This window comes from Spiribacter sp. 2438 (assembly GCF_009676705.1).
Lineage (GTDB): Bacteria > Pseudomonadota > Gammaproteobacteria > Nitrococcales > Nitrococcaceae > Spiribacter.
In genome coordinates, this window is the sequence record NZ_CP046046.1 from 1,193,749 (window position 1) to 1,216,199 (window position 22,451).

22 protein-coding genes are annotated in these 22,451 nt (G+C 63.9%); 13 read left to right on the forward strand and 9 right to left on the reverse strand.

Translation table 11 applies throughout. The features are described from left to right. Positions 1-88: 88 nt before the first annotated feature. The 6 genes from GJ672_RS05945 to GJ672_RS05970 all read left to right on the forward strand — a co-directional run bounded on the left by GJ672_RS05945 (position 89) and on the right by GJ672_RS05970 (position 5,195). The gene (locus GJ672_RS05945) at positions 89-478 is read left to right on the forward strand and encodes a DUF2237 family protein (protein WP_154296337.1); all 390 of its coding nucleotides are present in this window, start codon (positions 89-91) and stop codon (positions 476-478) included. 78 nt (positions 479-556) lie between these two features. Beyond that, complete coding sequence (locus GJ672_RS05950; protein WP_154296338.1) at positions 557-1,618, forward strand: ABC transporter substrate-binding protein; 1,062 nt, start codon at positions 557-559, stop codon at positions 1,616-1,618. Continuing rightward, positions 1,605-2,357 (forward strand): ABC transporter permease, encoded by a 753-nt coding sequence (locus tag GJ672_RS05955; protein ID WP_154296339.1) that lies wholly within the window; start codon positions 1,605-1,607, stop codon positions 2,355-2,357. Before GJ672_RS05950 ends, GJ672_RS05955 begins: the two co-directional genes overlap by 14 nt. Beyond that, positions 2,345-3,160 (forward strand): ABC transporter ATP-binding protein, encoded by an 816-nt coding sequence (locus tag GJ672_RS05960; protein WP_154296340.1) that lies wholly within the window; start codon positions 2,345-2,347, stop codon positions 3,158-3,160. Before GJ672_RS05955 ends, GJ672_RS05960 begins: the two co-directional genes overlap by 13 nt. 32 nt (positions 3,161-3,192) lie before the next feature. Continuing rightward, on the forward strand, positions 3,193-3,645 hold the full coding sequence (locus tag GJ672_RS05965; RefSeq protein ID WP_154296341.1) for a YbhB/YbcL family Raf kinase inhibitor-like protein: 453 nt from the start codon (positions 3,193-3,195) through the stop codon (positions 3,643-3,645). A gap of 2 nt (positions 3,646-3,647) precedes the next feature. Continuing rightward, positions 3,648-5,195, forward strand: a complete 1,548-nt coding sequence (locus tag GJ672_RS05970) for a BCCT family transporter (RefSeq protein WP_154296342.1) — start codon at positions 3,648-3,650, stop codon at positions 5,193-5,195. 10 nt (positions 5,196-5,205) lie between these two features. Here the strand turns inward: GJ672_RS05970 and GJ672_RS05975 are convergent, their stop codons facing one another. From GJ672_RS05975 to GJ672_RS05985, 3 genes are read right to left on the reverse strand one after another with little or no spacing between them, the layout of a single operon-like run. Next, positions 5,206-7,071, reverse strand: coding sequence for a propionyl-CoA synthetase (locus tag GJ672_RS05975; RefSeq protein ID WP_154296343.1), 1,866 nt, complete (start codon positions 7,069-7,071; stop codon positions 5,206-5,208). 40 nt (positions 7,072-7,111) lie between these two features. Next, complete coding sequence (locus GJ672_RS05980) at positions 7,112-8,068, reverse strand: MBL fold metallo-hydrolase (protein WP_154296344.1); 957 nt, start codon at positions 8,066-8,068, stop codon at positions 7,112-7,114. 45 nt (positions 8,069-8,113) lie between these two features. After that, the gene (locus GJ672_RS05985; RefSeq protein ID WP_229381823.1) at positions 8,114-8,695 is read right to left on the reverse strand and encodes a biotin transporter BioY; all 582 of its coding nucleotides are present in this window, start codon (positions 8,693-8,695) and stop codon (positions 8,114-8,116) included. A 137-nt stretch (positions 8,696-8,832) separates the two neighbouring features. On the opposite strand from GJ672_RS05985, the gene GJ672_RS05990 reads away from it, so the two are divergent. Continuing rightward, on the forward strand, positions 8,833-9,915 hold the full coding sequence (locus GJ672_RS05990; RefSeq protein ID WP_154296345.1) for a TRAP transporter substrate-binding protein: 1,083 nt from the start codon (positions 8,833-8,835) through the stop codon (positions 9,913-9,915). 30 nt (positions 9,916-9,945) lie between these two features. Here the strand turns inward: GJ672_RS05990 and GJ672_RS05995 are convergent, their stop codons facing one another. The 3 genes from GJ672_RS05995 to GJ672_RS06005 are packed head-to-tail and all read right to left on the reverse strand — an operon-like array spanning position 9,946 to position 13,037. Then, positions 9,946-11,313, reverse strand: a complete 1,368-nt coding sequence (locus GJ672_RS05995) for a TRAP transporter large permease subunit (protein WP_154297064.1) — start codon at positions 11,311-11,313, stop codon at positions 9,946-9,948. After that, positions 11,313-11,837 carry a TRAP transporter small permease subunit gene (locus GJ672_RS06000; protein ID WP_154296346.1) on the reverse strand — a complete coding sequence of 175 codons (525 nt, stop codon included), beginning with the start codon at positions 11,835-11,837 and terminating at the stop codon, positions 11,313-11,315. The genes GJ672_RS05995 and GJ672_RS06000 overlap by 1 nt, the downstream gene beginning before the upstream one ends. A 54-nt stretch (positions 11,838-11,891) precedes the next feature. Further along, on the reverse strand, positions 11,892-13,037 hold the full coding sequence (locus GJ672_RS06005; protein WP_154296347.1) for an iron-containing alcohol dehydrogenase: 1,146 nt from the start codon (positions 13,035-13,037) through the stop codon (positions 11,892-11,894). A gap of 243 nt (positions 13,038-13,280) precedes the next feature. On the opposite strand from GJ672_RS06005, the gene GJ672_RS06010 reads away from it, so the two are divergent. The 5 genes from GJ672_RS06010 (at position 13,281) to GJ672_RS06030 (ending at position 18,163) form a co-directional block, all read left to right on the forward strand. Then, positions 13,281-14,300 (forward strand): amino acid ABC transporter substrate-binding protein, encoded by a 1,020-nt coding sequence (locus tag GJ672_RS06010; protein WP_154296348.1) that lies wholly within the window; start codon positions 13,281-13,283, stop codon positions 14,298-14,300. Positions 14,301-14,379: 79 nt separating this feature from the next. Beyond that, the gene (locus GJ672_RS06015) at positions 14,380-15,567 is read left to right on the forward strand and encodes an amino acid ABC transporter permease (RefSeq protein WP_154296349.1); all 1,188 of its coding nucleotides are present in this window, start codon (positions 14,380-14,382) and stop codon (positions 15,565-15,567) included. 3 nt (positions 15,568-15,570) lie between these two features. Continuing rightward, the gene (locus GJ672_RS06020; protein WP_154296350.1) at positions 15,571-16,671 is read left to right on the forward strand and encodes an amino acid ABC transporter permease; all 1,101 of its coding nucleotides are present in this window, start codon (positions 15,571-15,573) and stop codon (positions 16,669-16,671) included. A gap of 104 nt (positions 16,672-16,775) precedes the next feature. After that, on the forward strand, positions 16,776-17,486 hold the full coding sequence (locus GJ672_RS06025) for an amino acid ABC transporter ATP-binding protein (protein WP_229381973.1): 711 nt from the start codon (positions 16,776-16,778) through the stop codon (positions 17,484-17,486). Between the two features lie 2 nt (positions 17,487-17,488). After that, on the forward strand, positions 17,489-18,163 hold the full coding sequence (locus tag GJ672_RS06030) for a response regulator transcription factor (protein WP_154296352.1): 675 nt from the start codon (positions 17,489-17,491) through the stop codon (positions 18,161-18,163). Here GJ672_RS06030 and GJ672_RS06035 read toward each other — a convergent pair. The 3 genes from GJ672_RS06035 to GJ672_RS06045 all read right to left on the reverse strand — a co-directional run bounded on the left by GJ672_RS06035 (position 18,132) and on the right by GJ672_RS06045 (position 19,967). Continuing rightward, entirely contained in the window at positions 18,132-18,599 is a 468-nt protein-coding gene (locus GJ672_RS06035) for an Rrf2 family transcriptional regulator (RefSeq protein ID WP_154296353.1), read from the reverse strand. The genes GJ672_RS06030 and GJ672_RS06035 overlap by 32 nt on opposite strands. 9 nt (positions 18,600-18,608) lie before the next feature. Beyond that, positions 18,609-19,082: a DUF1249 domain-containing protein gene (locus tag GJ672_RS06040; RefSeq protein ID WP_154296354.1), complete on the reverse strand. Its 474-nt coding sequence runs from the start codon at positions 19,080-19,082 to the stop codon at positions 18,609-18,611. A 63-nt stretch (positions 19,083-19,145) separates the two neighbouring features. Continuing rightward, the gene (locus GJ672_RS06045; RefSeq protein ID WP_154296355.1) at positions 19,146-19,967 is read right to left on the reverse strand and encodes a pyruvate, water dikinase regulatory protein; all 822 of its coding nucleotides are present in this window, start codon (positions 19,965-19,967) and stop codon (positions 19,146-19,148) included. Positions 19,968-20,050: 83 nt separating this feature from the next. Between GJ672_RS06045 and ppsA the strand changes: the two genes are divergently transcribed. Further along, the gene (ppsA, locus tag GJ672_RS06050; protein WP_154296356.1) at positions 20,051-22,432 is read left to right on the forward strand and encodes a phosphoenolpyruvate synthase; all 2,382 of its coding nucleotides are present in this window, start codon (positions 20,051-20,053) and stop codon (positions 22,430-22,432) included. The last annotated feature ends 19 nt before the right edge of the window (positions 22,433-22,451 follow it).

A 22,451-nucleotide genomic window follows, 5' to 3' on the forward strand; every position in this document is an offset into this window, starting at 1 on the left:
TAAAGTCGCAACTCGCCACTCTAAAGACACCGCTCCCCGGGCGCCAAATCACCTTCGCAGGGAGGCGGGTCTTCTCTATACTGCGGCCATGTCTTCAACCAATGAACAGTTTGCCTCCGTCAACGTCCTCGGTGAGCCCCTACAGACCTGTGGCCGCGACCCCCTCACGGGTTTTTTCCGGGACGGGTGTTGCAACACCGGGCATGCCGATGGCGGCATGCATACCGTCTGTGCGGTGGTCACCGAGACCTTTCTCGATTTCTCCCGACAGCAGGGCAATGATCTGACCCGACCCGTCCCGCTGGCGGACTTCCCGGGCCTGGAGCCCGGAGATCGCTGGTGCCTTTGCGCCGGGCGCTGGCTCGAAGCTTATCGAGCCGGCGTGGCGCCGCTGGTGGATCTGGACGCTACCCACGAGGAAACCCTGGCCGTCATCGACTTCAACCTGCTGGTGGAATACGCCCTCAACAAAGAATAAGGGTATTCGCAAAAGTTATTTATCGCTGCGTTTTATAGCCATCAGAATATAAAGATATTCCAATGTCCGAGGCTTTTCATGACGGCAACGCAGCGAATCACCGGAGCATCCGGCTGGGCTTTTCTTCTGCTATTCACGGCGCTCCTGGCCCGTCCCGCCCTGGCCAGCGAAGATACTACCCGCCTCGAAGTGGGCTACATGCCAATTCTGCCGGTGGCTCAGCTGTTCGTGCTGGAGGAGGCCGGATGGGCCGAGGAAGCCGGGCTGGAGCTGGAGCTGACGCGCTTCAGCAGTGGACCGGCCATGACCCAGGCACTGGCCTCCGGCGAGCTGGATGTCATGTACTTCGGGATCGGCCCCGCCATGGTCAGTCGCGCCCGGGACATTCCCATCACCGTCCTGGCGGCAAGCATTCAGGAGCAGATCGGCCTGGTTGCCCGCGGCGCCCTGGCCGAGGCGTTTGAGCGGCATCCCGACGACGCGGCCGCCGCCATCGCCGATTTCACCGACCGCCAGGGCCGTCCGCCGGAAATCGCGACATTCCCGGAAGGATCGGTCCCGGATACCGTGCTGCGTCATTGGCTGATCGAGGAATTGGGGATTGGCACCGAAGCGGTCCAGATCACGTCCATGGGTGCTGATCGAGTCCAGCAGGTGCTCCTGGCCCAGGCCGTGGATGGCGCGTCGATCCTTGAACCCATTCTCACCACCGTTCAGGAGCGGGTGGAAGGGGCCCGACTGGTGGCCACCGCCGACGACATGCTGCCGGGTCAGCCCGGCGCGGTGCTCGCCGCGCGGCAGTCCGCCATCGAGGAACATCCCGAGGCCCTGCGCGACCTGCTCCAGCTGCATATTCGCGCCACCCGGTTGCTGAATGACCACCCGGTAGTGGCGGCCCCGTACGTTCGCGAGTTTGTTGGCCGGCGCCTGATTCCGCTGGAGACCATCGAAACCGCCCTGCAGGCACCCACCTCCAACTACGTCTCGGATCCCGATGAAATCCGCGACGGTACCCGGCGAATGCATGACTTCCAGCTGGAGCGCGGCACCCTGAATCGGCCTGTCGATCTGGACGCTCTGTTCGATCGATCCCTCTATGAAGCGGCCTGGCAGCGCGAGCAGGACCGTGTCGAAAACTAATCGCGCACTCATCAGCGCCGGCGGACTGCTGGGCTTTCTGCTGGCCTGGGAGCTGACCCTGCGGGCCGGCCTGTTGCCGGGTGCGCTGGTGCCCCTGCCATCGATCATCCCCAGCGTGCTGATCGAGGAAATCCGCGACGGCATCTGGCAGGCCATGGTGATTTCGAGCTTTCAACACTATGGCATCGGACTGCTGCTGGGTTCGTCGCTGGGGATTGTGGTGGGCGTGGCGGCGGCGCTGATGCCGTTTTTCAATGCCCTCCACGCCTGGTTGGCGAGGCTTCTGCGCCCCATCCCGCCCCTGGCGTGGATCCCCTTTGCCATCATCTGGTTTGGCATCACGCCCACGGCGGCGGCTTTCATCATCAGCATCGGCGTGTTCTGGATTAACTACTTCGCGAGTTACAGCGCCGTCGAGGCCATCGACCCGGGCTACAACGAACTGGCGGATGCTTTCGGTCAGGGAGGACTGCTCCCCCGACTCTTCAAGGTCACGCTTCCAGCGGCGGCGCCGGGGATTCTTGGCGGTCTGCGCGCCGGGCTGGGTCAGGGATGGATGACCGTGGTGGCGGCGGAGCTTTTTGGCATCACCGGAATCGGCCAACGAATGATGGAGGCATCCAGCCTCCTCGCCACCGATGTGGTGGTGGTTTACATGCTCACCATTGCCGCGCTCTACGCGGTGATTGACGCGGTCTTTGTCCTGATTCAACGGAGGATCCTGCGATGGCAGCCGTAAATGAGACCCGGCAGCCGGTTCTCACGGCCCGGGATGTGGCCGTGGGTTTTGACGGGACCCCCGTACTCAACCAGGTGGACCTGGCCCTCAGACCCCAGGGGCTGATCGCCATTGTCGGCGCCTCCGGAGTCGGCAAGTCGACGCTGCTGCGAGCCCTGGCCGGCCTGTTGACCCCGCTGAGCGGCCAGGTCCAGCGCCCCGGTGCCACCCGACGGGACACCCGCGGCTGGTCCATGGTGTTCCAGGCCCCCCGGCTGCTCCCCTGGCGACGGGTGCGGGCCAACGTCGAGTTTGGCCTGGAAGGACTGGGGCTGTCCCGACGCGAGCGCGCACTGCGAGCCGAGCGCTACCTGGATCTCGTCGGCCTGAATGAATACGCCGATCGCTGGCCCCACAGCCTCTCCGGTGGACAGCAGCAGCGGGTCGGTCTTGCCCGCGCCATGGCCGTGGAGCCTGACGTGCTGTTCATGGACGAGCCATTCTCGGCGCTGGATGCCATCACCCGGCGCCGGCTCCAGCAATCCCTGGTGGCGCTGCGTCGCCAGACCACCGCCGCCATCGTCTTTGTCACCCACGATATTGAAGAGGCGGCGCTGCTCAGCGATCGCATTGTGGTGCTGGGTCACGCGCCCGATGAGCCCACCGCCTCGGTGCGTGCCACCGTAGACGTGCCCCTGGCACTCAGCGATCGCCGCAGTGACCCGGCCTTCCGGCCGCTGGTGCAGGAAGTCGAAGAGATGATTCGGACCGCACCGCAAGGCTTGCAGGCCGCGGATTCGAGTCCCTCCCGAGCCAGCGGCTGACCCCGACCCCCCAACGGGCGCATAATGGCTCCATGGAATTGAGTAGCCCGGAATTTACTGATGGCGGCGAAATGCCCTGGAGCATGTCCGCGGCCAACGAAAACCGATTTCCGCCACTCAACATCGACGGGGTCCCCCCAGGCACCCGCTCGCTGGCCCTGGCCCTCGAGGATCTGAACTCGCCGGTGGGCGGGCTCACCCATTGGCTGGGCTGGAACCTGCCGCCCGACACCGGCCATCTGGATGCACTGACTTGGCCGCCGCACGCCGTGGTGGGGATGAGTGACTTTGGCAAAGTGGGGTATCTCGGGCCCATTCCGCCCCAGGGGCGGCACACTTACCGGTTTGTTCTGTTCGCCCTCGACACCGGACTGGATCTGCCCGAGGGCGCCACGCGGCGGGCCTTTGATGAGGCCATCGACGGACACGTCATCGCCACCGCCGAACTCGAAGGCAGTATCGAGCGGACGCCGGAGGGCGACTGAGCATGTCCGCCCGCTATCGCGCCGACGCATTCTTTGCCACCGCCAATCCGACGGTGTTCATTGCCTCCACCATCGTCATTGGCAGCTTCGTGGCCTTTGGCGTGGTGCTCCCCGAGACCGCCAACCAGGTTTTCAGCGAGATACACGGCTTTATCACCGAGTACTTCGGCTGGGGGTATCTGCTGGCGGTGTCGTTTTTCGTCGGCTTCCTGATCTGGCTAGCCTTGAGCCGCTACGGCTCCATCCGCCTGGGTCAGCCCAACGACCGGCCGCAGTTTCGCTTCAGTGCCTGGTTCGCCATGCTGTTCAGTGCCGGCATGGGCATCGGGCTGATCTTCTGGGGGGTAGCCGAGCCGGTACTTCATTATCAGCACCCGCCCACCGGGGAGGGGGGCACCCCCGAGGCCGCCCGCCAGGCCATGGTCTACAGCTTCTACCACTGGGGGCTGCACGCCTGGGCGGTCTACGTGATTCTGGGTCTGTCGGTGGCCTATTTCAGCTTCCGCCACAGCCTGCCCCTGAGTATCCGCTCGATTTTCTATCCGCTGCTGGGCAACCGGATCTATGGACCCATCGGCCATGTCATTGATGTGCTTGCCGTTTTTGGCACCCTCTTCGGCCTGGCCACTTCCCTGGGTTTTGGCGCCATGCAGTTCAACACCGGGCTGAACGTGCTGCTCGGCGTTGAGGTGTCCCCCACCAACCAGGTGATCATCATCGGCGCCATTACCGCCCTGGCGGTAATCGCCGTGGTCTCCGGCCTGGACCGCGGCCTGAAATGGCTGAGCCTGTTCAATCTGTTCCTGGCCGCGGGCTTCATGCTATTCGTGTTTGCCACCGGGCCGACGCTGTTCCTGATCCGCTTCCTGCTGGACTCCACCGGCGCCTATTTCCAGCAGCTCATCGGCATGAGCCTGTACACCGGTGCCGTGGAGCAGTCCGAGTGGCAGAAGGACTGGACCATGTTCTACTGGGGATGGTGGATCGCATGGTCGCCGTTCGTGGGCATTTTCATCGCGCGCATTTCCCGCGGCCGCACCATTCGGGAATTCATTGTCGGGGTGCTGGCGCTGCCGAGCCTGTTCGTCTTTGCCTGGATGACCGTATTCGGTGGCACCGCCCTGCACATGGAGCTTTTTGACACCGGCGCCGGCATTGCCGAGGCCGTGGACGCAGACACCACCGTGGCGCTCTACCGGACGCTGGCGGAGCTCCCATGGGCGACGTTCTCCTCGGCCATCGCCACCCTGCTGATTGGCACCTACTTCGTGACCTCATCGTCCTCGGGTACCTATGTCATTGACGCGCTCATTTCCCGCGGTGCCAAGCATTCGCTGCGCCGGCAACGGGTCATCTGGGGGATCACCGAAGGCGCAGTGGCTGCCACGCTGCTCATTGTCGGCGGCCAGCAGGCGCTGAACAGCCTGCAGACCGGCGCCATCATTGCCGGTTTTCCGGTGGCGATCATCCTGCTGATCTGTTGCCTGAGCCTGCTGCGGGCGTTGCGCCGGGAATTTGACGTTCCCGGCGTCAACCCCACCCTCGGCTAGCGACAGCTGCCTAAGCTCCCCGCAATCGGGCGATATCCGCCGCGATTTCGTCGAGCACCACCGGGTCATCGATGGTCGCCGGCATGTTCCAGGACTCGCCGTTGGCAATGCTGCGCATGGTGCCCCGCAACGTCTTGCCAGAGCGGGTTTTGGGCAGGCGGTTGACCACCGCACAGTGCCGGAATGCCGCCACCGGCCCGATGTGATCGCGGATCCGCTGGATCAGTTCCGCCACCAGCTTGTCGTCGTCCCCCGCGTAGCTGCTGGAGGGCACCACCAGCCCGATGGGAATCTGCCCCTTGAAGGCATCGGCCACGCCAAAGACGGCGGCTTCCACCACCTCCGGGTGATCGCTGAGGACTTCTTCCATCTGACCCGTGGACAGCCGATGGCCGGCGACGTTAATGACGTCGTCAATCCGGCTCATGATGTGGATGTACCCCTCGTCATCCACGATGCCGGAGTCCCCGGTGAGATAATGGCCGGGATACTGGGTGAAATAACTGCTTTCGAAGCGGTCGCGGGCTCCCCAGAGAGTCAACAAATTGCCCGGTGGCAGCGGCAGGCGGATGGCGATATTGCCCAGCTCCCCCGCTGGCACCGATTCGCCCGCCTCATCCAGTGCGCGCACATCATAGCCAGGCATGGGACGCCCCGCGGAGCCGATCTTCACCGGAATCTCCTCCAGCCCGAAGCGATACCCCGCAATGGCCCAGCCGGTCTCGGTCTGCCACCAGTGATCGAACACCGGCCGTTGCAGGTGCTTTTGCGCCCACCGCACGCTGTCCGGGTCCGACCGCTCCCCGGCCAGGAAAAACGCCCGCAGACTGGACAGATCATGACGCGCGATGGCTTCGCCGTCGGGATCGACCTTCTTGATGGCACGCAACGCCGTGGGTGCGGTAAACAGCGCCCGAACGCCGTAGGTCTCCACGATGCGCCAAAATTCCCCGGCATCCGGCGTACCCACCGGCTTGCCCTCGAACATAACCGTGGTGGAGCCATTCAGGAGCGGGCCGTAAACGATGTAGGAGTGCCCCACCACCCAGCCCACATCCGAGGCGGTGAACATCACCTCGCCGGGTTGCACGCCGTAAATGCTGCTGACTGTCCACCGCAGTGCGACGGCGTGGCCGCCATGATCCCGCACCACCCCCTTGGGCCGGCCCGTGGTACCGGAGGTGTAGAGGATATAGAGCGGATGATTGGCATCCACCGGTACGCAGTCCGCGGGTTCGGCGTCTGCCATGGCGCGGTCCCAGTCCAGATCGCGACCGGCGGTGAGCTCACAGCGCTGATGGTCCCGCTGCAGGATCACGCAACGCTGCACCGGATGCTCGGCAATCTCGAGGGCCTGATCCAGCAGACGTTTATAGTCCACGGTGCCGCTGGGCTCGATGCCGCAGGAGGCGGAAATGATCAGGCTGGGCTCGGCGTCGTCGATGCGCTTGGCCAGCTCCGGCGCGGCGAATCCGCCGAACACCACCGAGTGAATGGCGCCAATGCGGGCGCAGGCCAGCATGGCGATGGCGGCCTCCGGGGCCATCGGCATGTAAATGACCACCCGGTCGCCGAGCTTCACGCCATTGGCCTTGAGCACGCCGGCGAGTCGGGCGGTCTGGTCCCGAAGCTCCCGATAGGTGTAACGGCGGGTCTCGCCGGTGACCGGACTGTCCCAGATCAGAGCGTCCTGGTCGGCACGGCCATTGGCCACATGACGATCCAGCGCGTTTTCGCAGGTATTGAGCAGCCCGCCGGCGAACCAGCGATAGTGAGGCGCATCGCTGTCGTCCAGGACCTGATCCCACTGACGGTGCCAGTCCACATGTCGGGCCTGCTCAGCCCAGAATCGCTCCGATTGATTGCGTGTCGACATAGCGGCTCACCTCTCTCTCCGTGGTCAGTGGCCGCGTCGGCTAGGGCGCGGCCTGTTTTTTTCTTTCTTTCTCGCGCCAGTGCCACAGGCCTTCAGCGGACAGCCAGATGTCCAGACCGTAGGCGTCGCGACAGGCCTCCCGGGTAATGCCCTCCGGTAGCCAGGCTGCCCACACATCCAGCAGCCGGGACTCCAGATCCGGCACCGACTCGGCGGCCCGGGCCGCTTCAATGCCGGCATCGAGCATGGCTTCCAGGCGCTCGGCGCCTGCATCCACGGCTTCCACCACCGGAAAATGGGCGGGTAACACCCGCGCGGGTTTCATGGCCCGAATACGAGCCAGGGTCTGGCGATAGGGGTCGGGCTTGAATTGCGAGGGCGGGGAAACCGGCACCAGGAACGGATCGCCGGCCTCGCCGAAACCGTGATAGCCGGCGCCGAATGCGTCTCCGGCAATCAGGCTGTTGGAGCTGACATCCAGCACACTGAACTGGTGCCAGGCATGGCCGGGGGTGTGCAGGATCTGCAGGCGCCGCCCGCCGATCCGAACCTCGGCCTCATCCTCCAGCGGATGGATCCTCTCCTGCGCCACCGGGGTGAGTGGCGCGTAGTGGGCGTCGAAGAAGGCGTCCCCGTAAAGATCACGCACCCCGGCCTCCAGCGCGGCGGGATCCGCCATGTGGCCGGCGCCGGAGGGATGGATGCCCAACTGGGCCCGGGGCAGCGCGGCCATCAATGCACCCGCACCGCCGGCGTGATCCAGATGCACGTGGGTCGGCATGACGTAATCAACGCCCTCCGGGCCGATGCCGAGGCAATCCAGGGTGTCCAGGAGGCCGGCGACATTGCCCACGACGCCGGTGTCGACGATGGCCGCCCGGCCGCCGTCAACCACCAGGTAGCAGGCGGTGTGACCGGTGCGCACGTAGCCGGTGTCAAAACGGTAAAGGCCTTCCGCGATCTCGCTGATCCCATGGCCTGCGACCGTTGCCGTCATGGCCTCTCCTCCTTTTTATGGACGGTCATTGACCGTCGAAACGACTCAGCTCTTTCGGCTGATGCGCGCGAACGACCAGGCAATCAACCCCGCCGCTGTCATTTTAAGGGCGGCGCCGGGCAGAAATGGCAGCAACCCGACGGCCACGGCCTGATGAAGGCTGCCAACAATCACCGTCAGCCAGGCCAGACCAACCACATAGACCGCCGCATTGCCGACAATGGCGGCGGCAATGGCCGACACCGGATGCCGGATCCAGCCCCGAACCGCCAGCTGACCGGCAATCCAGGCCGCCGGCACCATGCCCAGCAGATACCCGCCGGTGGGGCCCGCCAGATATGCCGGCCCGCCACCAGCCGCAAACACCGGCAGACCCATCAACCCCTGCCCCAGATAGGCCAGCACGGTGGCTGCCCCCAGTGCCGGGCCATAAACCATGCCAAGGGTGAGGACCACAAACGTCTGCATGGTGAATGGCACCGGCCAGAACGGGATTTCCACCCGCGCCGACAGCGCCAGCAGTAGAGTGCCAGCGACTACCGACACCAGCTGACGGGTCAGGCTTGCATTGATCCAGTGTCCAAAAGTGGTCTGCGCGTGGGTGGTCATGGTGCTCCCGATTGTCATGATTTTCTGGAAAGGTAGCAGGGCCAACGCCCAGCGTCACCCTTGCCAACCGCTGAACGGGTTGCCGGCGCCCGTGTCGGCACCTAGGCTGTCTCCCGACATCGTCATCTGTCTATTTCGTGGAGGAGATCAATACCATGGATCGTCGTGGATTTCTGAAGGGGGCGGGCACCGGTCTGGTGGCGGCGGGAAGCGTCAGTGCGCCGGCCGTGATCGCCCAGCCGCGCCGCTTTCGACTCAACCTGATTACGTCGTGGCCCGCCGCCCTGGACAACCTCTATGGCACCGCCGAGTACTTCGCCGAGCGCATTGCCGCGATGACCGACGGCGATGTTCAGGCCCGCACTTCACCGGGGGGCGCCGAGGTCGGGCCGCTGGAAGTCTATGACGCCGTCTCCAATGGCGCCTTCGAGTGCTGTCACACCGCGCCTTACTATTTCATCGGCAAAAACCCCGCCCACGGATTCTTCACCGCCCTGCCCTTCGGCATGACGCTGGAGGAGCAGAATGCCTGGATGTACGCCGGTGACGGTCAGGCGCTGTGGGACGAGCTCAACGCCCGGGACAATCTGATCGCTTTCCCCGGGGGCAACACCAGCGCCCAGTGCGGGGGCTGGTTCAATGTCGAAATCAATGGCCCCGAGGACCTGCGGGGTCTGCGGATGCGCTTCCCCGGCCATGGCGGCCGGGCCATGGCCAAGGCTGGCGTCAACATCCAGCAGCTGCCCGGCGGCGAGGTTTTCACTGCCATGGAGCGGGGTGCCCTGGATGCCGCCGAGTGGGTCGGCCCCTATGACGATCAAATCCTTGGCATGCAGAACGTGGCGCAGTACTACTACCTGCCGAGCTGGGCCGAACCCAGCGCGATGCTGGGCTTTTATTTCAATCTGGATGTCTGGAATCAGTTCCCCGCGGATATCCAGGCCCAGATACGGGCCTGCTGCGCGGAAGCCAACAGCTGGATGGCCGCCCGCTATCTCTCACTCAACCCGATTGCCCTGGATGAACTGCGGGAACAGGGCGTTGAGGTGCGGGACTTTCCAGATTCGGTGCTGCGGGCGTTTGAGGCCGGCGCCGAGGAAGTCCATGAGGAAGACATGGGCTCCGGGCAGTATGCTCGCATTCATGAAAACTGGGTGGCTTTCCGGGACCGCCTTCGGGGCTGGGACGCCATCAACAGCTATCGCTATCGACGCTACATCCACGAAAACGGCGCCTGACCGACGCCGGAGCCGGCGGTTTCCCTCCGCTTACCGGGCGGAAACCGCCGGCAGCCAGGTCACCAATCCGGGAAAGGCGACAATCAGGCCCACCATCAGCAGCTGGATGAGAATGAACGGCACGATACCGCGGTAGATGGTGCCGGTGGCGATGGCCGGCGGCGTCACCCCCCGCAGGTAGAACAGCGAAAACCCGAATGGCGGGGTCAGAAATGACGCCTGCAGGTTCATGGCGATCAGCACGGCAAACCACACCGGATCCAACCCCATGGCCACCGCCACCGGAGCCACCAACGGCACCACAATGAAGGTGATCTCGATAAAGTCGAGGAAGAATCCCAGCAGAAAGACCGTCAGCATGACGAACAGCACAAAGCCCATGGCCTCGCCGGGCAGCGCCATGAGCAGATCTTCCACCAGCCACTTGCCGCCCATGGCGCTGAAAACCGTGGCAAACAGCGTGGCGCCCACCAGGATCGTGAACACCATGGCGGTCAGGCGAACGGTGGAATCGGCCACCGCCATCAGATTCGCCAGGTTGAGCTTGCGATAGGCCAGGGCCAGCACCGACGCGCCGAGAGCGCCCATGGCGCCGGCCTCGGTGGGCGTGGCCACGCCATAAAAAATCGTACCGAGCACCGCCGCCACCAGCCCCAGTGGGGGCAATAGACAGCGAATGACCGCGACGCCCAGCGGCGCGGCGCTGCCACTGTCATCGGCACCATCGGGTAGGGCCGGCGCTGCCAGAGGGCGCCGCCAGGCCACGACAATCACCCACAGGATATAGGTCAGCCCCAGCAGCAGGCCGGGCACCATGGCACCGAGGAACAGCTCTCCGACATTGACCCCCATCTGGTCGCCGAGAATGATCAGCACGATGGATGGCGGAATGATCTGTCCCAGAGTGCCGCTGGCGGCAATGGTGCCGGTGGCCAGTCGGGTGTCGTAGCCATATTTAAGCATGATGGGCAGCGCCAGCACGCCCATGGTGACCACCGAGGCGCCCACCACACCGGTGGCAGCGGCCAGCAGCATGCCCACCACGATCACCGAGATGGCAAGCCCACCCCGCAGCCGGCCGAATAGCCGACCCATGGTCTGGAGCAGATCTTCGGCCAGACCGGAGCGCTCCAGCATGGTGCCCATGAAAATGAAAAACGGCACCGCCACCAGGGTGTAGTTCTCCATGATGGATCCGTAGACCCGCTGGGGCAGAATGTTGAGCCGCGGCAGTCGGAAACTGGGCTCCCAGGGCAGCGGAATACCCAGCGATGGCAACAGATCACTGCCAATCAGCGTAAAAACCAGCGCCGTCCCCGCCAGGGCAAACGCCACCGGATAACCGGAGATCAGAAACGCCAGCAGGAGGGCAAACATGCCGAGGGGCAGAAATTCCATCATTTGGGCGCTCCGGCCAGACGATCCAGGCATTTAATGGCGTGACTGATGCCCTGCAGGAGCAGCAGGACAAAGGCCACCAGCAGCATCGTCTTGATGGGATAGAGCGGCAGCCCGCCGGGGTTGGGGCTGACCTCGAGGCGCGACCAGGACCGGACCACAAAATCCACACTGAAGTGGATCATCACCAGGCAGAATGGCAGCAGAAACCCCACGGTGCCCACCAGATCAATCCACGCACGGGTACGCGGTTTGAGCTGATTATTAAGGATATCCACCCGAATGTGGCCGTCATGCCGCAGCAGATAGGAAGCGCCCAGGAGGAAAATGACGGAAAACGCCTGCAGCTGAAACTCCAGCAGCGCATTGGAGCTCAACTGCATGCCCAGCTGGGCCCCAAGATAGCGCCCCACAACGTTAATCACGCCCACGGCCACCAGCGCCAGAGCAAGCCAGCGCAGCGCAAATCCCACCCAGTCCGTCAGACGGTCAATCTGACGGCTGAAAGCCCGGAGCGTATTCATAGGCGCGCAGAGTATGGCCAAGGGGGGCTTCAGGCACAACCGGCCCGCGGGTGCCTACCAGGCCCTCTCCATGGCCTCCACCAGCGCTGTCTGATTCAGGGTGACCGGATTGCCCCGCATGGACGATGACTGGCTGGCTGCCTCAGCGACCGCCGGCAGGCGGCTGCGGGGCAGGCCCATCTCGCCAAGCCCGGGCAGGCCGTGATCCCGAGACCAGCGCTCCAGCGCCCGGGTGGCGTCGCCCGCTGACACGCCAAAGGCCCCGGCGATCCAGTGATCGACCTCGTTGATTCGATCGGCGGCCGGACCACCGGCACAGGCTGCTCGGTTGGCATCGAGAATGCTTGGCAGCAGACACCCAGCGATCTGGCCGTGGGGCGCCGCCACCAGCCCCCCCAGTGGGCCGGCCAGACCATGGACCGCACCGAGTTTGGCATTGGCCAGCGCCAGCCCCCCGCAAAGGCTGACCCAGGCCATCTCATCCCGCGCCCCGGGGGATTCGTTTCGCATCAAATCCTGAATCGCCCTGAGACCCCGGGGGATGGCATCGCGACAGAGCACGTCGGTGAAGTCATTGGCCAACGGGCTGATATACGGTTCGATGACCTGGGTGATGGCGTCCAGGCCACTGGGCAGCGTCACCGCGGCCGGTGCATGGTCAGTGAGCGCCGGGTCCACCAGCGCCATGCGCGGCAGCAACCGCGGGTCCCGCAGCGACACCTTGCGGCGCGCCTCCGGCACACCGATGACCGCATTGGCGGTGACTTCTGCACCGGTACCCGACGTCGTCGGCAACGCAACCCACGGCAGGGGGGCCCCGTCCAGGGGCAGCCCACGACCCACCACCTCCAGGTAATCCAGAATGGGCCCCGTCACCGGGATCAATCCGGCCACCGCCTTGGCGAGATCCAGCACCGCGCCACCGCCGAGCCCCACCACCACCTCGGCCTGCATCTCACGGCCCTGACGGACGGCGGCCTCAACCATGAGCACATCAGGCTCCCGAGGCCCGGAAAAGCACTCCACGATGGCGCCGGTATCCCGCAGCCCCTCAACCAGCCACTCTGCCCGACCGCCGGAGGCTCCATGCACCAGCAACACCCGCTGACCCAACGCCGCAATACTGGCCGTGGCCTCGGCGGAGCGGTCCCGCCCGAAACGGATAGCCGGGCAGAGCTGGAGTGAAAACGGTACTGGCATGAGTGAGAGCCTCCTGAGTCGGACCGACTGGATCGGCGCGGCCAATGATACCGTCAAACACCCGCACCCGACTGGTGCAAAACGCCCGCTCTTGTCTATTTTGGTGCAAACGTGACATAAACACGGAGGCGTCGTGATCAATCAACGGCGCCATGGAGGAGAGAGTTCGGTTGGCACAGGCCTTGCTAGGTTTCTGGTCGCCGAATCGGCCAAACCCCCTCGATAAGCAGAGGAAGGAACCCAATGAAGAAAACACTACTAACCACCACGCTGGCCGCCGCAGGCCTGATGGCCCTGGGCAGCCAGGCACAGGCGTCAACGCTGGAAGATGTGATGGATGCCGGTGAGCTGCGCTGCGGCGTAAGTAACGGCCTGCCGGGCTTCTCCCAGCCCGACCAGGACGGCAACTGGACAGGCATTGACGTGGACACCTGCCGGGCATTCGCCGCCGCCATCTTTGGTGACAGCCAGGCCGTTGAGTTCGTGCCGCTGACCGCGGCCGAGCGTTTCACCGCCCTCCAGTCTGGTGAGATTGACGTCCTGTCCCGTAACACCACCTGGACCACCACCCGCGATGCGTCGCTGGGGATCAACTTCACCGGCACCAACTTCTACGACGGCCAGGGCTTCCTGGTTCAGTCGGAGCTGGGTGTCACCAGTGCCTTTGAGCTTGACGGCGCCGCGGTCTGCACCCAGGCCGGCACCACCACCGAGCTCAACCTGGCCGACTTCTTCCGGGCCAACGACATGGAGTACGAGGCGGTGGTGTTCGACACCTCCGAGGCCAGTGCCCAGGGCTTTGATAACCAGCGCTGCGACATTCTCACTTCCGACACCTCCCAGTTGGCCGCGCTGCGGACCCAGCTGAGCGACCCGGAAGGTGCGGTCGTGCTGCCGGAGATCATCTCCAAGGAGCCGCTTGGCCCCGCCGTCCGGCAGGGTGACGACGAGTGGTACAACATCATCAAGTGGGTGCTGTTCGGCCAGATCAATGCTGAGGAATACGGCATTTCTTCCGAGAATCTCGACGAAATGCTCGAGTCCGGGGACCCGAACGTCCAGCGGATTGTCGGCACCGACGGCAACATGGGTGAAATTCTCGGCCTGTCCGATGACTTCATGGTCGATGTCATTAGCCAGGTGGGCAACTACGCCGAGATGTTCGAGCGCAACGTCGGTCCGGATACGCCTCTGGGCCTGGAGCGTGGGGACAACGCGCTCTGGACCGAAGGCGGCATTCTCTACGCACCGCCGTTCCGGTAAAACACCGGCCCACCGGACGGGGTACTCCTGAGGTGCCCCGTCCTCTTTTCGCTCTCAACCGAGGGTCGTCCCGGAACCCATGAGCCTGGACAATCTGCCCAATCAGCCGCCGCGCCCGAAGCCCTGGAATGATCCCCGGGTCCGGTCGGTCTTCTTTCAGATCGTCGCCGTGCTGGCGGTTGCCTGGTTTGGCTACACGCTCTTCCAGAACACCATTACGAACATGGAAAGCCGGGGCATTCGCACCGGCTTTGACTTCCTGGATCGCACCGCCGGATTCGGGATCATCATGAGCCTCATCGAATACGATGAGAGCATGACCTACGGCCGCACCTTCGTGGTGGGCCTGGCCAACACCTTGCTGGTGTCGGGCCTCGGGATTCTTTTCGCCACCGTGGTGGGTTTCATCGTCGGTATCGCCCGGCTCTCCACCAATTGGCTGGTGGCCAAAGTGGCGCTGGCGTACATCGAAATTTTCCGCAATGTGCCGCTGCTGCTGCAGATATTCTTCTGGTATTTCGCCGTGCTCGGCGCATTGCCCGCTCCCCGTCAGGCCATCAACCTCGGTGACCTGGTGTTCATGAGCAACCGCGGCATCATGATCCCGGCACCGGTCTTCGAACCCGGCAGCGGGTTAATGGGCTTTGCACTGATCCTCGCTCTGGTCTTCATCTTTTTCCTGGCGCGCTGGGCCCGTCGCCGCCAGGCGGCCACCGGGCAAATCTTCCCGGTGCTGCCCATCGCCCTGGTGCTGATTCCGGGGCTGCCCCTGCTGGCTTACTGGCTGATGGGCAGCCCGGTGTCCTGGAGCATCCCCGAATTGGGCGGATTCCGATTCCGCGGAGGCATCACCGCCATCCCCGAGCTGGGAGCCCTGCTGCTGGCACTCACTCTCTACACGGCGTCGTTTATCGCCGAAATCGTTCGCTCGGGGATTACCTCGGTGAGTCACGGCCAGACCGAAGCCGCATCAGCGCTGGGACTGCCCGGGCGACGGATTCTTCGGCTGGTGGTCATCCCCCAGGCGCTGCGGGTGATCATTCCACCACTCACCAGCCAGTACCTGAACCTCACAAAGAACTCCTCGCTGGCAGTGGCCATCGGCTACCCGGATCTGGTGAATGTGTTCATGGGAACCACCCTCAATCAGACCGGCCGGGCCGTGGAGATCGTCGCCATGACCATGGCGGTTTACCTGTTCATCAGCCTGGCCATTTCCCTGCTCATGAACATCTACAATCGGGCCGTTGCCCTCAAGGAGCGCTGATCCATGGCCGTGCATCAGCCAAGCCCTGACCTTCCGCCACCGGTGGCGGAGCGCGGTGCGATCCGCTGGCTGAGAGAAAATCTTTTCTCCAGCTGGCTGAACAGCATCGTCACCGTGGTAACGGCCTATCTGCTGGCCCTCTTTCTGATCCCCATCATCGACTGGGCCTTCATCAAGGGCGTTTTCCTGGGCGAGGGGCCGGAGTCCTGCCGACCGGACGGTGCCTGCTGGCTGTTCGTCCAGCAACGCATCACCTTCTTCACCTATGGCAACTACCCTCGGGAACTGCTCTGGCGGCCGGACCTGGTGTTCCTGATGTTTGCCATCGCGGTGGTGCCGCAGTTCTTTCCGATTCCGCCGCGGTGGCGTAAATGGCTGGCCATTTACGGCGTCACCCTGCTGCCGGTGGCCGCGTACTTCCTGCTTGCGGGTGGGCATTTCGGTCTCGAGCCGGTCCGCACCACCCGCTGGGGCGGATTGTTATTGACCCTGGTCCTCGCCTACGTGGGCATTATTGCCGCCCTGCCCATCGGCGTTGCGCTGGCTCTCGGCCGGCGCTCCGAGATGCCGGTCATTCGCGGCATTTGCGTCACCTTTATTGAATTCTGGCGGGCGGTGCCGCTGATCACCATTCTGTTCATGGCCTCGGTCATGCTGCCGTTGTTTCTGCCTGCCGGCGTGACTTTCGACAAACTCATGCGCGCACTGGTGGGTATTACACTCTTTCAGGCGGCTTACATGGCCGAAGTGGTGCGAGGGGGACTGCAGGCCATCCCCAAGGGCCAGTACGAGGCCGCTGAGGCCCTCGGCTTGGGTTACTGGCGGCGCATGCGCCTGATCATTCTCCCGCAGGCGCTGAAGATCGTGATTCCCGGCATCGCCAACACGGTCATCTCCCTGTTCAAGGACACCACGCTGGTTCTGATCATCGGGCTTTTCGATCTGCTGGGTGCGGTCAAATCCACCCTCAGCGATCCCGCCTGGGATAACGTCATGGCCGAAGGCTATTTATTCGTCGCATTCTGTTTCTGGGTGTTCTGCTTTGGCATGTCGCGCTACAGCCATCGCCTTGAAAAGCAGCTCGACACCGGACACCGCAACTGAGGGTCGTCATGAGCACACCGCAAGATAACGCCTCCCCTGCCCCGACTCAGGATGCCGCCGTGGAATCCACCGCCGGCAGCGATGACGTCATCATCGTTCGTGACATGAACAAATGGTTCGGCGATTTCCACGTCCTCAAATCCCTGAACCTCAACGTCAAGCGCGGCGAACGCATTGTCATTTGCGGGCCCTCGGGCTCTGGCAAGTCCACCTTCATTCGCTGCCTGAACCGTCTCGAGGTGCATCAGCGCGGTGAGGTCTACATCGACGGCGTCGCGCTGAATGACGACGTCAAAAACATCGAGGCCGTCCGTCGGGAAGTGGGCATGGTGTTCCAGCACTTCAACCTGTTCCCGCACCTGAGCGTGCTCGAAAACTGTCTGCTGGCGCCCATCTGGGTCCGCAAGACCCCGCGGCAGGAAGCCATCGAGACGGCCATGCAGTACCTGGAGCGGGTGCGCATTCCCGAACAGGCGGACAAATACCCGGGCCAGCTTTCCGGCGGGCAGCAGCAGCGGGTCGCCATCGCCCGGGCCCTGTGCATGCAGCCCAAAATCATGCTTTTCGATGAGCCGACTTCAGCCCTGGATCCGGAGATGATCAAAGAAGTGCTGGACGTGATGGTGGGGCTGGCCGGCAGCGGCATGACCATGCTCTGTGTGACCCACGAAATGGGTTTCGCCAAGACGGTGGCGGATCGGGTGATCTTCATGGATGGTGGAGAAATCGTTGAGGAGGCGCCGCCCCAGGACTTCTTCAACAACCCCCAGCAGCCCCGCACCCAGCAATTCCTCCAGCAGATCCTCCAGCATTGACCGTGAATCGGGCGCTGATTATTGACCCCGAGCCCACTGAGCGGGATCGGCTGCTGGGTCTGGTCGTCGAGGTCTGGCCCGAGACCCGAGCGAGTGCCGCCGGGTCGCTGGCCGCGGCTTATGGCAACCTCGCCCATTGCATGCCGGGCCTGCTGATCACCGACATCTACCTGCCGGACGGCTGTGGATTTGAACTGCTGGAGACCGTCGGACGGGACTATCCCGACTCACCCCGGCTCGTGGTGACCCGTCACGATGACCCACCCCATATTCTGGCGACCCTGCAGCGGGACGTGGACGGGTATCTCATTAAAGGACAGGCGTCGCAGAAAACCCGGGATCTTCTTACCGCCCTGGCCCGGGGCGAACCCGCGCTCTCGCCCCAGGTGACCCGGGCGGTACTTCGCCACTTCAGCCAGAACAACGGCCAGAAAAGCATCAGCGAAATCGACCCCGACGCCCAGGCCGAGGATCTCGGGCTCACGCCAAGGGAGATTGAGGTACTGCGATTACTGGCCCACGGCGCGGATCGCCATCAGGTGGGGGAAGCGCTGGCAATCAAGCCCTCCACCGTGGCCGGCTACATCAAGTCGCTGTACCTGAAACTCGATGTCTCCACCCGCGCCGAGATGACCATTGCGGCGGTCAAGCTCGGCCTGGTGCACCTGGAGGACTGAGGTGGTGATCGGTGTCGGGAAACAGTCTGTTCAGCGAGGGCTGTTCGCCCAGCTCCGCCAACGTGATGTCATCCAGGAAATCCTGTAGCTGACCGGAGAGCTCCGACCACAGATCGTGGGTAAGGCAGCGCTCGCCGGCGTCGCAGTCCTCGCGCCCCTGGCACTGGGTCGCATCCACCGGCTCGTCCACGGCGATAATGACATCCGCCACGCTGATGGAGTCGGCGGGGCGGGCCAGGCGGTATCCCCCTCCGGGGCCCCGGGTGCCCTGCACCAGGTCATGACGACGCATCCGCGCAAACAGCTGCTCCAGGTAGGACAGGGACAGGTGCTGCCGCTCGGAGATGTCCGCCAGGGTCACCGGTCCCTCAAGCCCGTGGACATACAGATCCATGATGGCGGTGACGGCGTAGCGGCCTTTGGTGGACACCCGCATGGCGCCGTCCTACACCGCCCAGCGGCGGGCGGGTGGCCGCTGGATGACCGCGCGACCGCTGTCCGCCTCAAAGCCGTGCCCCTCGCCGAGGCAGTAGCGCAGCCAGCGATTGAGGAACCGATTAGTCACCCAGCGGGACGCCAGGGTGCCGTTGCCGGCAACGGGTTCCCCATCGGGCATGACCTCGGCCACCCGGGCGTCATGATAAATCCTTACCCGCAGATCCGGCAGTGACTCGAGGGCTTCGACGCTGCTAAACCGGTGCGTGAGCAGAACGGTGGTGGTGTAGGCGCACCGCTCGATGACTTCCAGGTGGAGATCCGGTCCGCGATCGATGCTGGAGACCTGGGCGTCCCGGCGGCCGTCCAGTTGCGGAACCAGACGCCGCAGAAAGATGTAGTTGTTCTCGTACAACTCCATGAGGGCCGCGAAATTGCCCTCCCGGGGGGCATCGGCGAGTGTCGGCAACGTCTTTAAAACCATTGCAAAAGGGTACCACAGCCTCGTTGTTGGTCATCGATCCGGAGTGGCAATCCGCCGGCCTTTCTAATACAGTCTGCGCGGCAACCGGCAGGTCTGAATGATGGTTGCCGCCAGTTCTTCGATGGATTTGGTGGTGGTGTCCGAAAAGGGCAGCTTTTCCTGGTGATAGAGGCCTTCGGACCGGGCGACCTCGTACTGGCACTGCCGAAGGGATGCATAGCGACTGTTGGGACGCCGTTCCCCGCGGATCTGCGCCAGCCGCTCCGGCCTGATGGTGAGGGCATAGACATGGTGACGATGGGGTCGCAGCACCTCCGGCAGCCGGCCACTGAGCAGGTCGTCATCGGTGAGCGGGTAATTGGCCGCAAAAATGCCGTAGTGGAGCGCCAGATAGATGCAAGTCGGTGTTTTGCCGGACCGGGAGACCCCCACCAACACCACGTCCGCCTGGTCGTAGTGCGTCACCACCGCCCCGTCATCTGCCGACAGAGCATAGTTCATCGCGTCCATTCGCAGGTTGTAGGCGCCGGGATCCGCCATTCCATGGCTCTGCCCCACCGTGTGACTGGACTCCATGCCGAGCTCGCTCTCCAGCGGGCCGATGAACGTGTCAAAAAAGTCGAACACCACCGCATTGACGCGCCGCAGGCGATTGCGCAGGCCGGCGTCGATAATGGTGCTGAACACAATGGGCCGCTGGGTGCTGTCCTGCCCCGCCGCCTCAATCCGTTCAATGGCCGCATCCACGGCCTGGGGACTGTCCGTGAAAGGCAGACTCACCGGCTGGCAATCCATCGGAAACTGGGTCAGCAGACTGTGGCCCAGGGTTTCAGAGGTGATGCCGGTGCGATCGGAGACGAAGAATACACTGCGGTTGCCGGCCATGCGGTTCGGTACCCTGTAAGTTACTGACAGTCGAGTGACAAAGTAACTGGCTGAAACACGTTGTTGAAGGGGAGCGCGGAGAAGTGAGCGAGTACGTAGTCTGGTTTGAGTCCCTGGGCATGGGCGATGTCGAGCGCGTTGGCGGCAAGAACGCCTCGCTGGGGGAAATGATCGCCAATCTGGCGGACGCCGGCGTTCAGGTACCCGGCGGGTTTGCCACCACCGCCGACGCTTACTGGGACTTCCTCGATGAGAGCGGGCTGCGCGAGCGCATCCAGAAAGAGCTGGAAGGCCTGGATGTGGATGACGTGCGGGCCCTCGCCGAGACCGGCGCGAAAATCCGCCGCATGGTGGTGGAAACGCCCTTCCCGGAGGCTCTCCACCAACAGATCGTCACCGCCTGGGAGCAGCTCCTGGAGCGGACCGGCAAGACCGACCTGTCCGTGGCCGTGCGCTCCTCGGCCACCGCTGAGGACCTGCCGGATGCCTCCTTTGCCGGCCAGCAGGAAACCTATCTGAACGTCACGGGCCTGGAGAGCGTCCTGCACTACATCCGTGAGGTGTTTGCCTCGCTGTTCAACGACCGGGCGATCTCCTACCGGGTCCATCATGGTTTTGCCCACGAGCAGGTGGCGTTGTCTGCCGGCATCCAGGAAATGGTCCGCTCGGACACCGGCGCCTCCGGGGTCATGTTCACCATGGACACCGAGTCGGGCTTTCGGGACGTGGTGTTCGTCACCGCTTCCTACGGACTGGGAGAAACCGTGGTGCAGGGCTCGGTCAACCCGGATGAGTTCTACGTCCACAAGAGCACTCTGGACGCGGGGCGTCCGGCGGTGCTGCGGCGGATGCTCGGCGAAAAGGCCATCAAGATGATCTACGCCACCGATCCCAACGCCGACGAAACCGTGGAGGTGGTGGAAACCGAAGCCGATGAGCGAGCTCGGTTCTGTCTCACCGACCAGGAGGTGGAAGCCCTTGCCGCTCAGGCCATGATCATTGAGCGCCACTATGACCGCCCCATGGACATCGAGTGGGGCAAGGACGGCGAAACCGGCCGGCTGTTTATCCTCCAGGCCCGCCCAGAGACCGTAAAAAGCCGCGACGGCGGCCAGAGCCTGCAGCGCTATCAGCTGCATGAACGCGGTCAGGTGCTGGTGGAAGGTCGGGCCATCGGCCAGCGCATCGGCGCCGGCCGCGCCCGGGTGGTGGACTCCATCGAGGACATGTATCAGGTGGAGGCCGGCGACGTGCTGGTGACCGACATGACCGATCCCGACTGGGAGCCGATCATGAAACGCGCCGCCGCCATCGTGACCAATCGGGGCGGTCGCACCTGCCATGCCGCCATCATCGCCCGGGAGCTGGGTATTCCGGCGGTGGTGGGCACCGGAGCCGGTACCGAGCGGATCCGGGATGGCGCCGAGGTCACGGTGTCCTGCGCCGAGGGGGACACCGGTTACATCTACCGCGGACTGCAGGATTTCGACATTCGCGAGATCGCCCTCGGCAACATGCCGGAACTGCCGTTCAAGATCATGATGAATGTCGGCAACCCGGATCGGGCCTTCGATTTCGCCTCGCTGCCCAACGCTGGCGTCGGGCTCGCAAGGCTGGAATTCATCATTAACCGCATGATCGGCATCCACCCCCGGGCGCTGCTGGAGTTCGACCAGCAGGACGACTCGCTGCAGAGCATTATTCGCAACCAGATTGCCGGCTACGACGACCCGGTGAGCTTTTACGTGGACAAGCTCACTGAGGGGATCAGCACCCTCGCGGCGAGCTTTGCTGACAAGCCGGTGATCGTGCGGATGTCCGATTTCAAGTCCAACGAGTACGCCAATCTGATTGGCGGCGCCGCCTATGAGCCCGAGGAGGAGAACCCCATGATCGGGTTCCGTGGCGCCTCGCGGTATGTCTCCGAGGATTTTCGTGCCTGCTTCGAGCTGGAATGCCGGGCGCTGAAGCGGGTCCGGGACGACATGGGGTTGACCAATGTCTGGATCATGATCCCCTTCGTGCGCACCCCCGCCGAGGGCCGCCAGGTGATGGAGTTGCTGGAGGCCAACGGCCTGAAAAAAGGCGACAACGGGCTCAAGGTCATCATGATGTGCGAGCTGCCCTCCAATGCCGTGCTGGCGGACGAGTTCCTGGAAATCTTTGACGGCTTTTCCATCGGCTCCAACGACCTCACCCAGTTGACCCTGGGACTGGATCGGGACTCCGGTCTGGTGGCCCACCTCTTCGAAGAGCGGGACCCGGCGGTGAAGGCGCTTTTGCACATGGCCATTCAGGCGGCCCGGCGCGCCGGAAAATACGTCGGCATCTGTGGTCAGGGCCCTTCAGACCACCCGGATCTGGCCCGCTGGCTGATGGAAGAAGGCATCGACAGTGTCTCGCTGAACCCGGACAGCGTGGTGGAGACCTGGCTCTATCTCGGTGAGGAGGAGCTCGGCGACTGACCGACGGCAGCACGGCACC

Bases quoted from the DNA above. Each gene is read 5' to 3' on its own strand.
- GJ672_RS05945 (WP_154296337.1), top strand. From the start codon at position 89: ATGTCTTCAACCAATGAACAGTTTGCCTCCGTCAACGTCCTCGGTGAG.
- GJ672_RS05950 (WP_154296338.1), top strand. From the start codon at position 557: ATGACGGCAACGCAGCGAATCACCGGAGCATCCGGCTGGGCTTTTCTT.
- GJ672_RS05960 (WP_154296340.1), top strand. From the start codon at position 2,345: ATGGCAGCCGTAAATGAGACCCGGCAGCCGGTTCTCACGGCCCGGGAT.
- GJ672_RS05965 (WP_154296341.1), top strand. From the start codon at position 3,193: ATGGAATTGAGTAGCCCGGAATTTACTGATGGCGGCGAAATGCCCTGG.
- GJ672_RS05970 (WP_154296342.1), top strand. From the start codon at position 3,648: ATGTCCGCCCGCTATCGCGCCGACGCATTCTTTGCCACCGCCAATCCG.
- GJ672_RS05975 (WP_154296343.1), bottom strand. From the start codon at position 7,071: ATGTCGACACGCAATCAATCGGAGCGATTCTGGGCTGAGCAGGCCCGA.
- GJ672_RS05980 (WP_154296344.1), bottom strand. From the start codon at position 8,068: ATGACGGCAACGGTCGCAGGCCATGGGATCAGCGAGATCGCGGAAGGC.
- GJ672_RS05985 (WP_229381823.1), bottom strand. From the start codon at position 8,695: ATGACAATCGGGAGCACCATGACCACCCACGCGCAGACCACTTTTGGA.
- GJ672_RS05990 (WP_154296345.1), top strand. From the start codon at position 8,833: ATGGATCGTCGTGGATTTCTGAAGGGGGCGGGCACCGGTCTGGTGGCG.
- GJ672_RS05995 (WP_154297064.1), bottom strand. From the start codon at position 11,313: ATGGAATTTCTGCCCCTCGGCATGTTTGCCCTCCTGCTGGCGTTTCTG.
- GJ672_RS06000 (WP_154296346.1), bottom strand. From the start codon at position 11,837: ATGAATACGCTCCGGGCTTTCAGCCGTCAGATTGACCGTCTGACGGAC.
- GJ672_RS06005 (WP_154296347.1), bottom strand. From the start codon at position 13,037: ATGCCAGTACCGTTTTCACTCCAGCTCTGCCCGGCTATCCGTTTCGGG.
- GJ672_RS06010 (WP_154296348.1), top strand. From the start codon at position 13,281: ATGAAGAAAACACTACTAACCACCACGCTGGCCGCCGCAGGCCTGATG.
- GJ672_RS06015 (WP_154296349.1), top strand. From the start codon at position 14,380: ATGAGCCTGGACAATCTGCCCAATCAGCCGCCGCGCCCGAAGCCCTGG.
- GJ672_RS06020 (WP_154296350.1), top strand. From the start codon at position 15,571: ATGGCCGTGCATCAGCCAAGCCCTGACCTTCCGCCACCGGTGGCGGAG.
- GJ672_RS06025 (WP_229381973.1), top strand. From the start codon at position 16,776: ATGAACAAATGGTTCGGCGATTTCCACGTCCTCAAATCCCTGAACCTC.
- GJ672_RS06035 (WP_154296353.1), bottom strand. From the start codon at position 18,599: ATGCGGGTGTCCACCAAAGGCCGCTACGCCGTCACCGCCATCATGGAT.
- GJ672_RS06040 (WP_154296354.1), bottom strand. From the start codon at position 19,082: ATGGTTTTAAAGACGTTGCCGACACTCGCCGATGCCCCCCGGGAGGGC.
- GJ672_RS06045 (WP_154296355.1), bottom strand. From the start codon at position 19,967: ATGGCCGGCAACCGCAGTGTATTCTTCGTCTCCGATCGCACCGGCATC.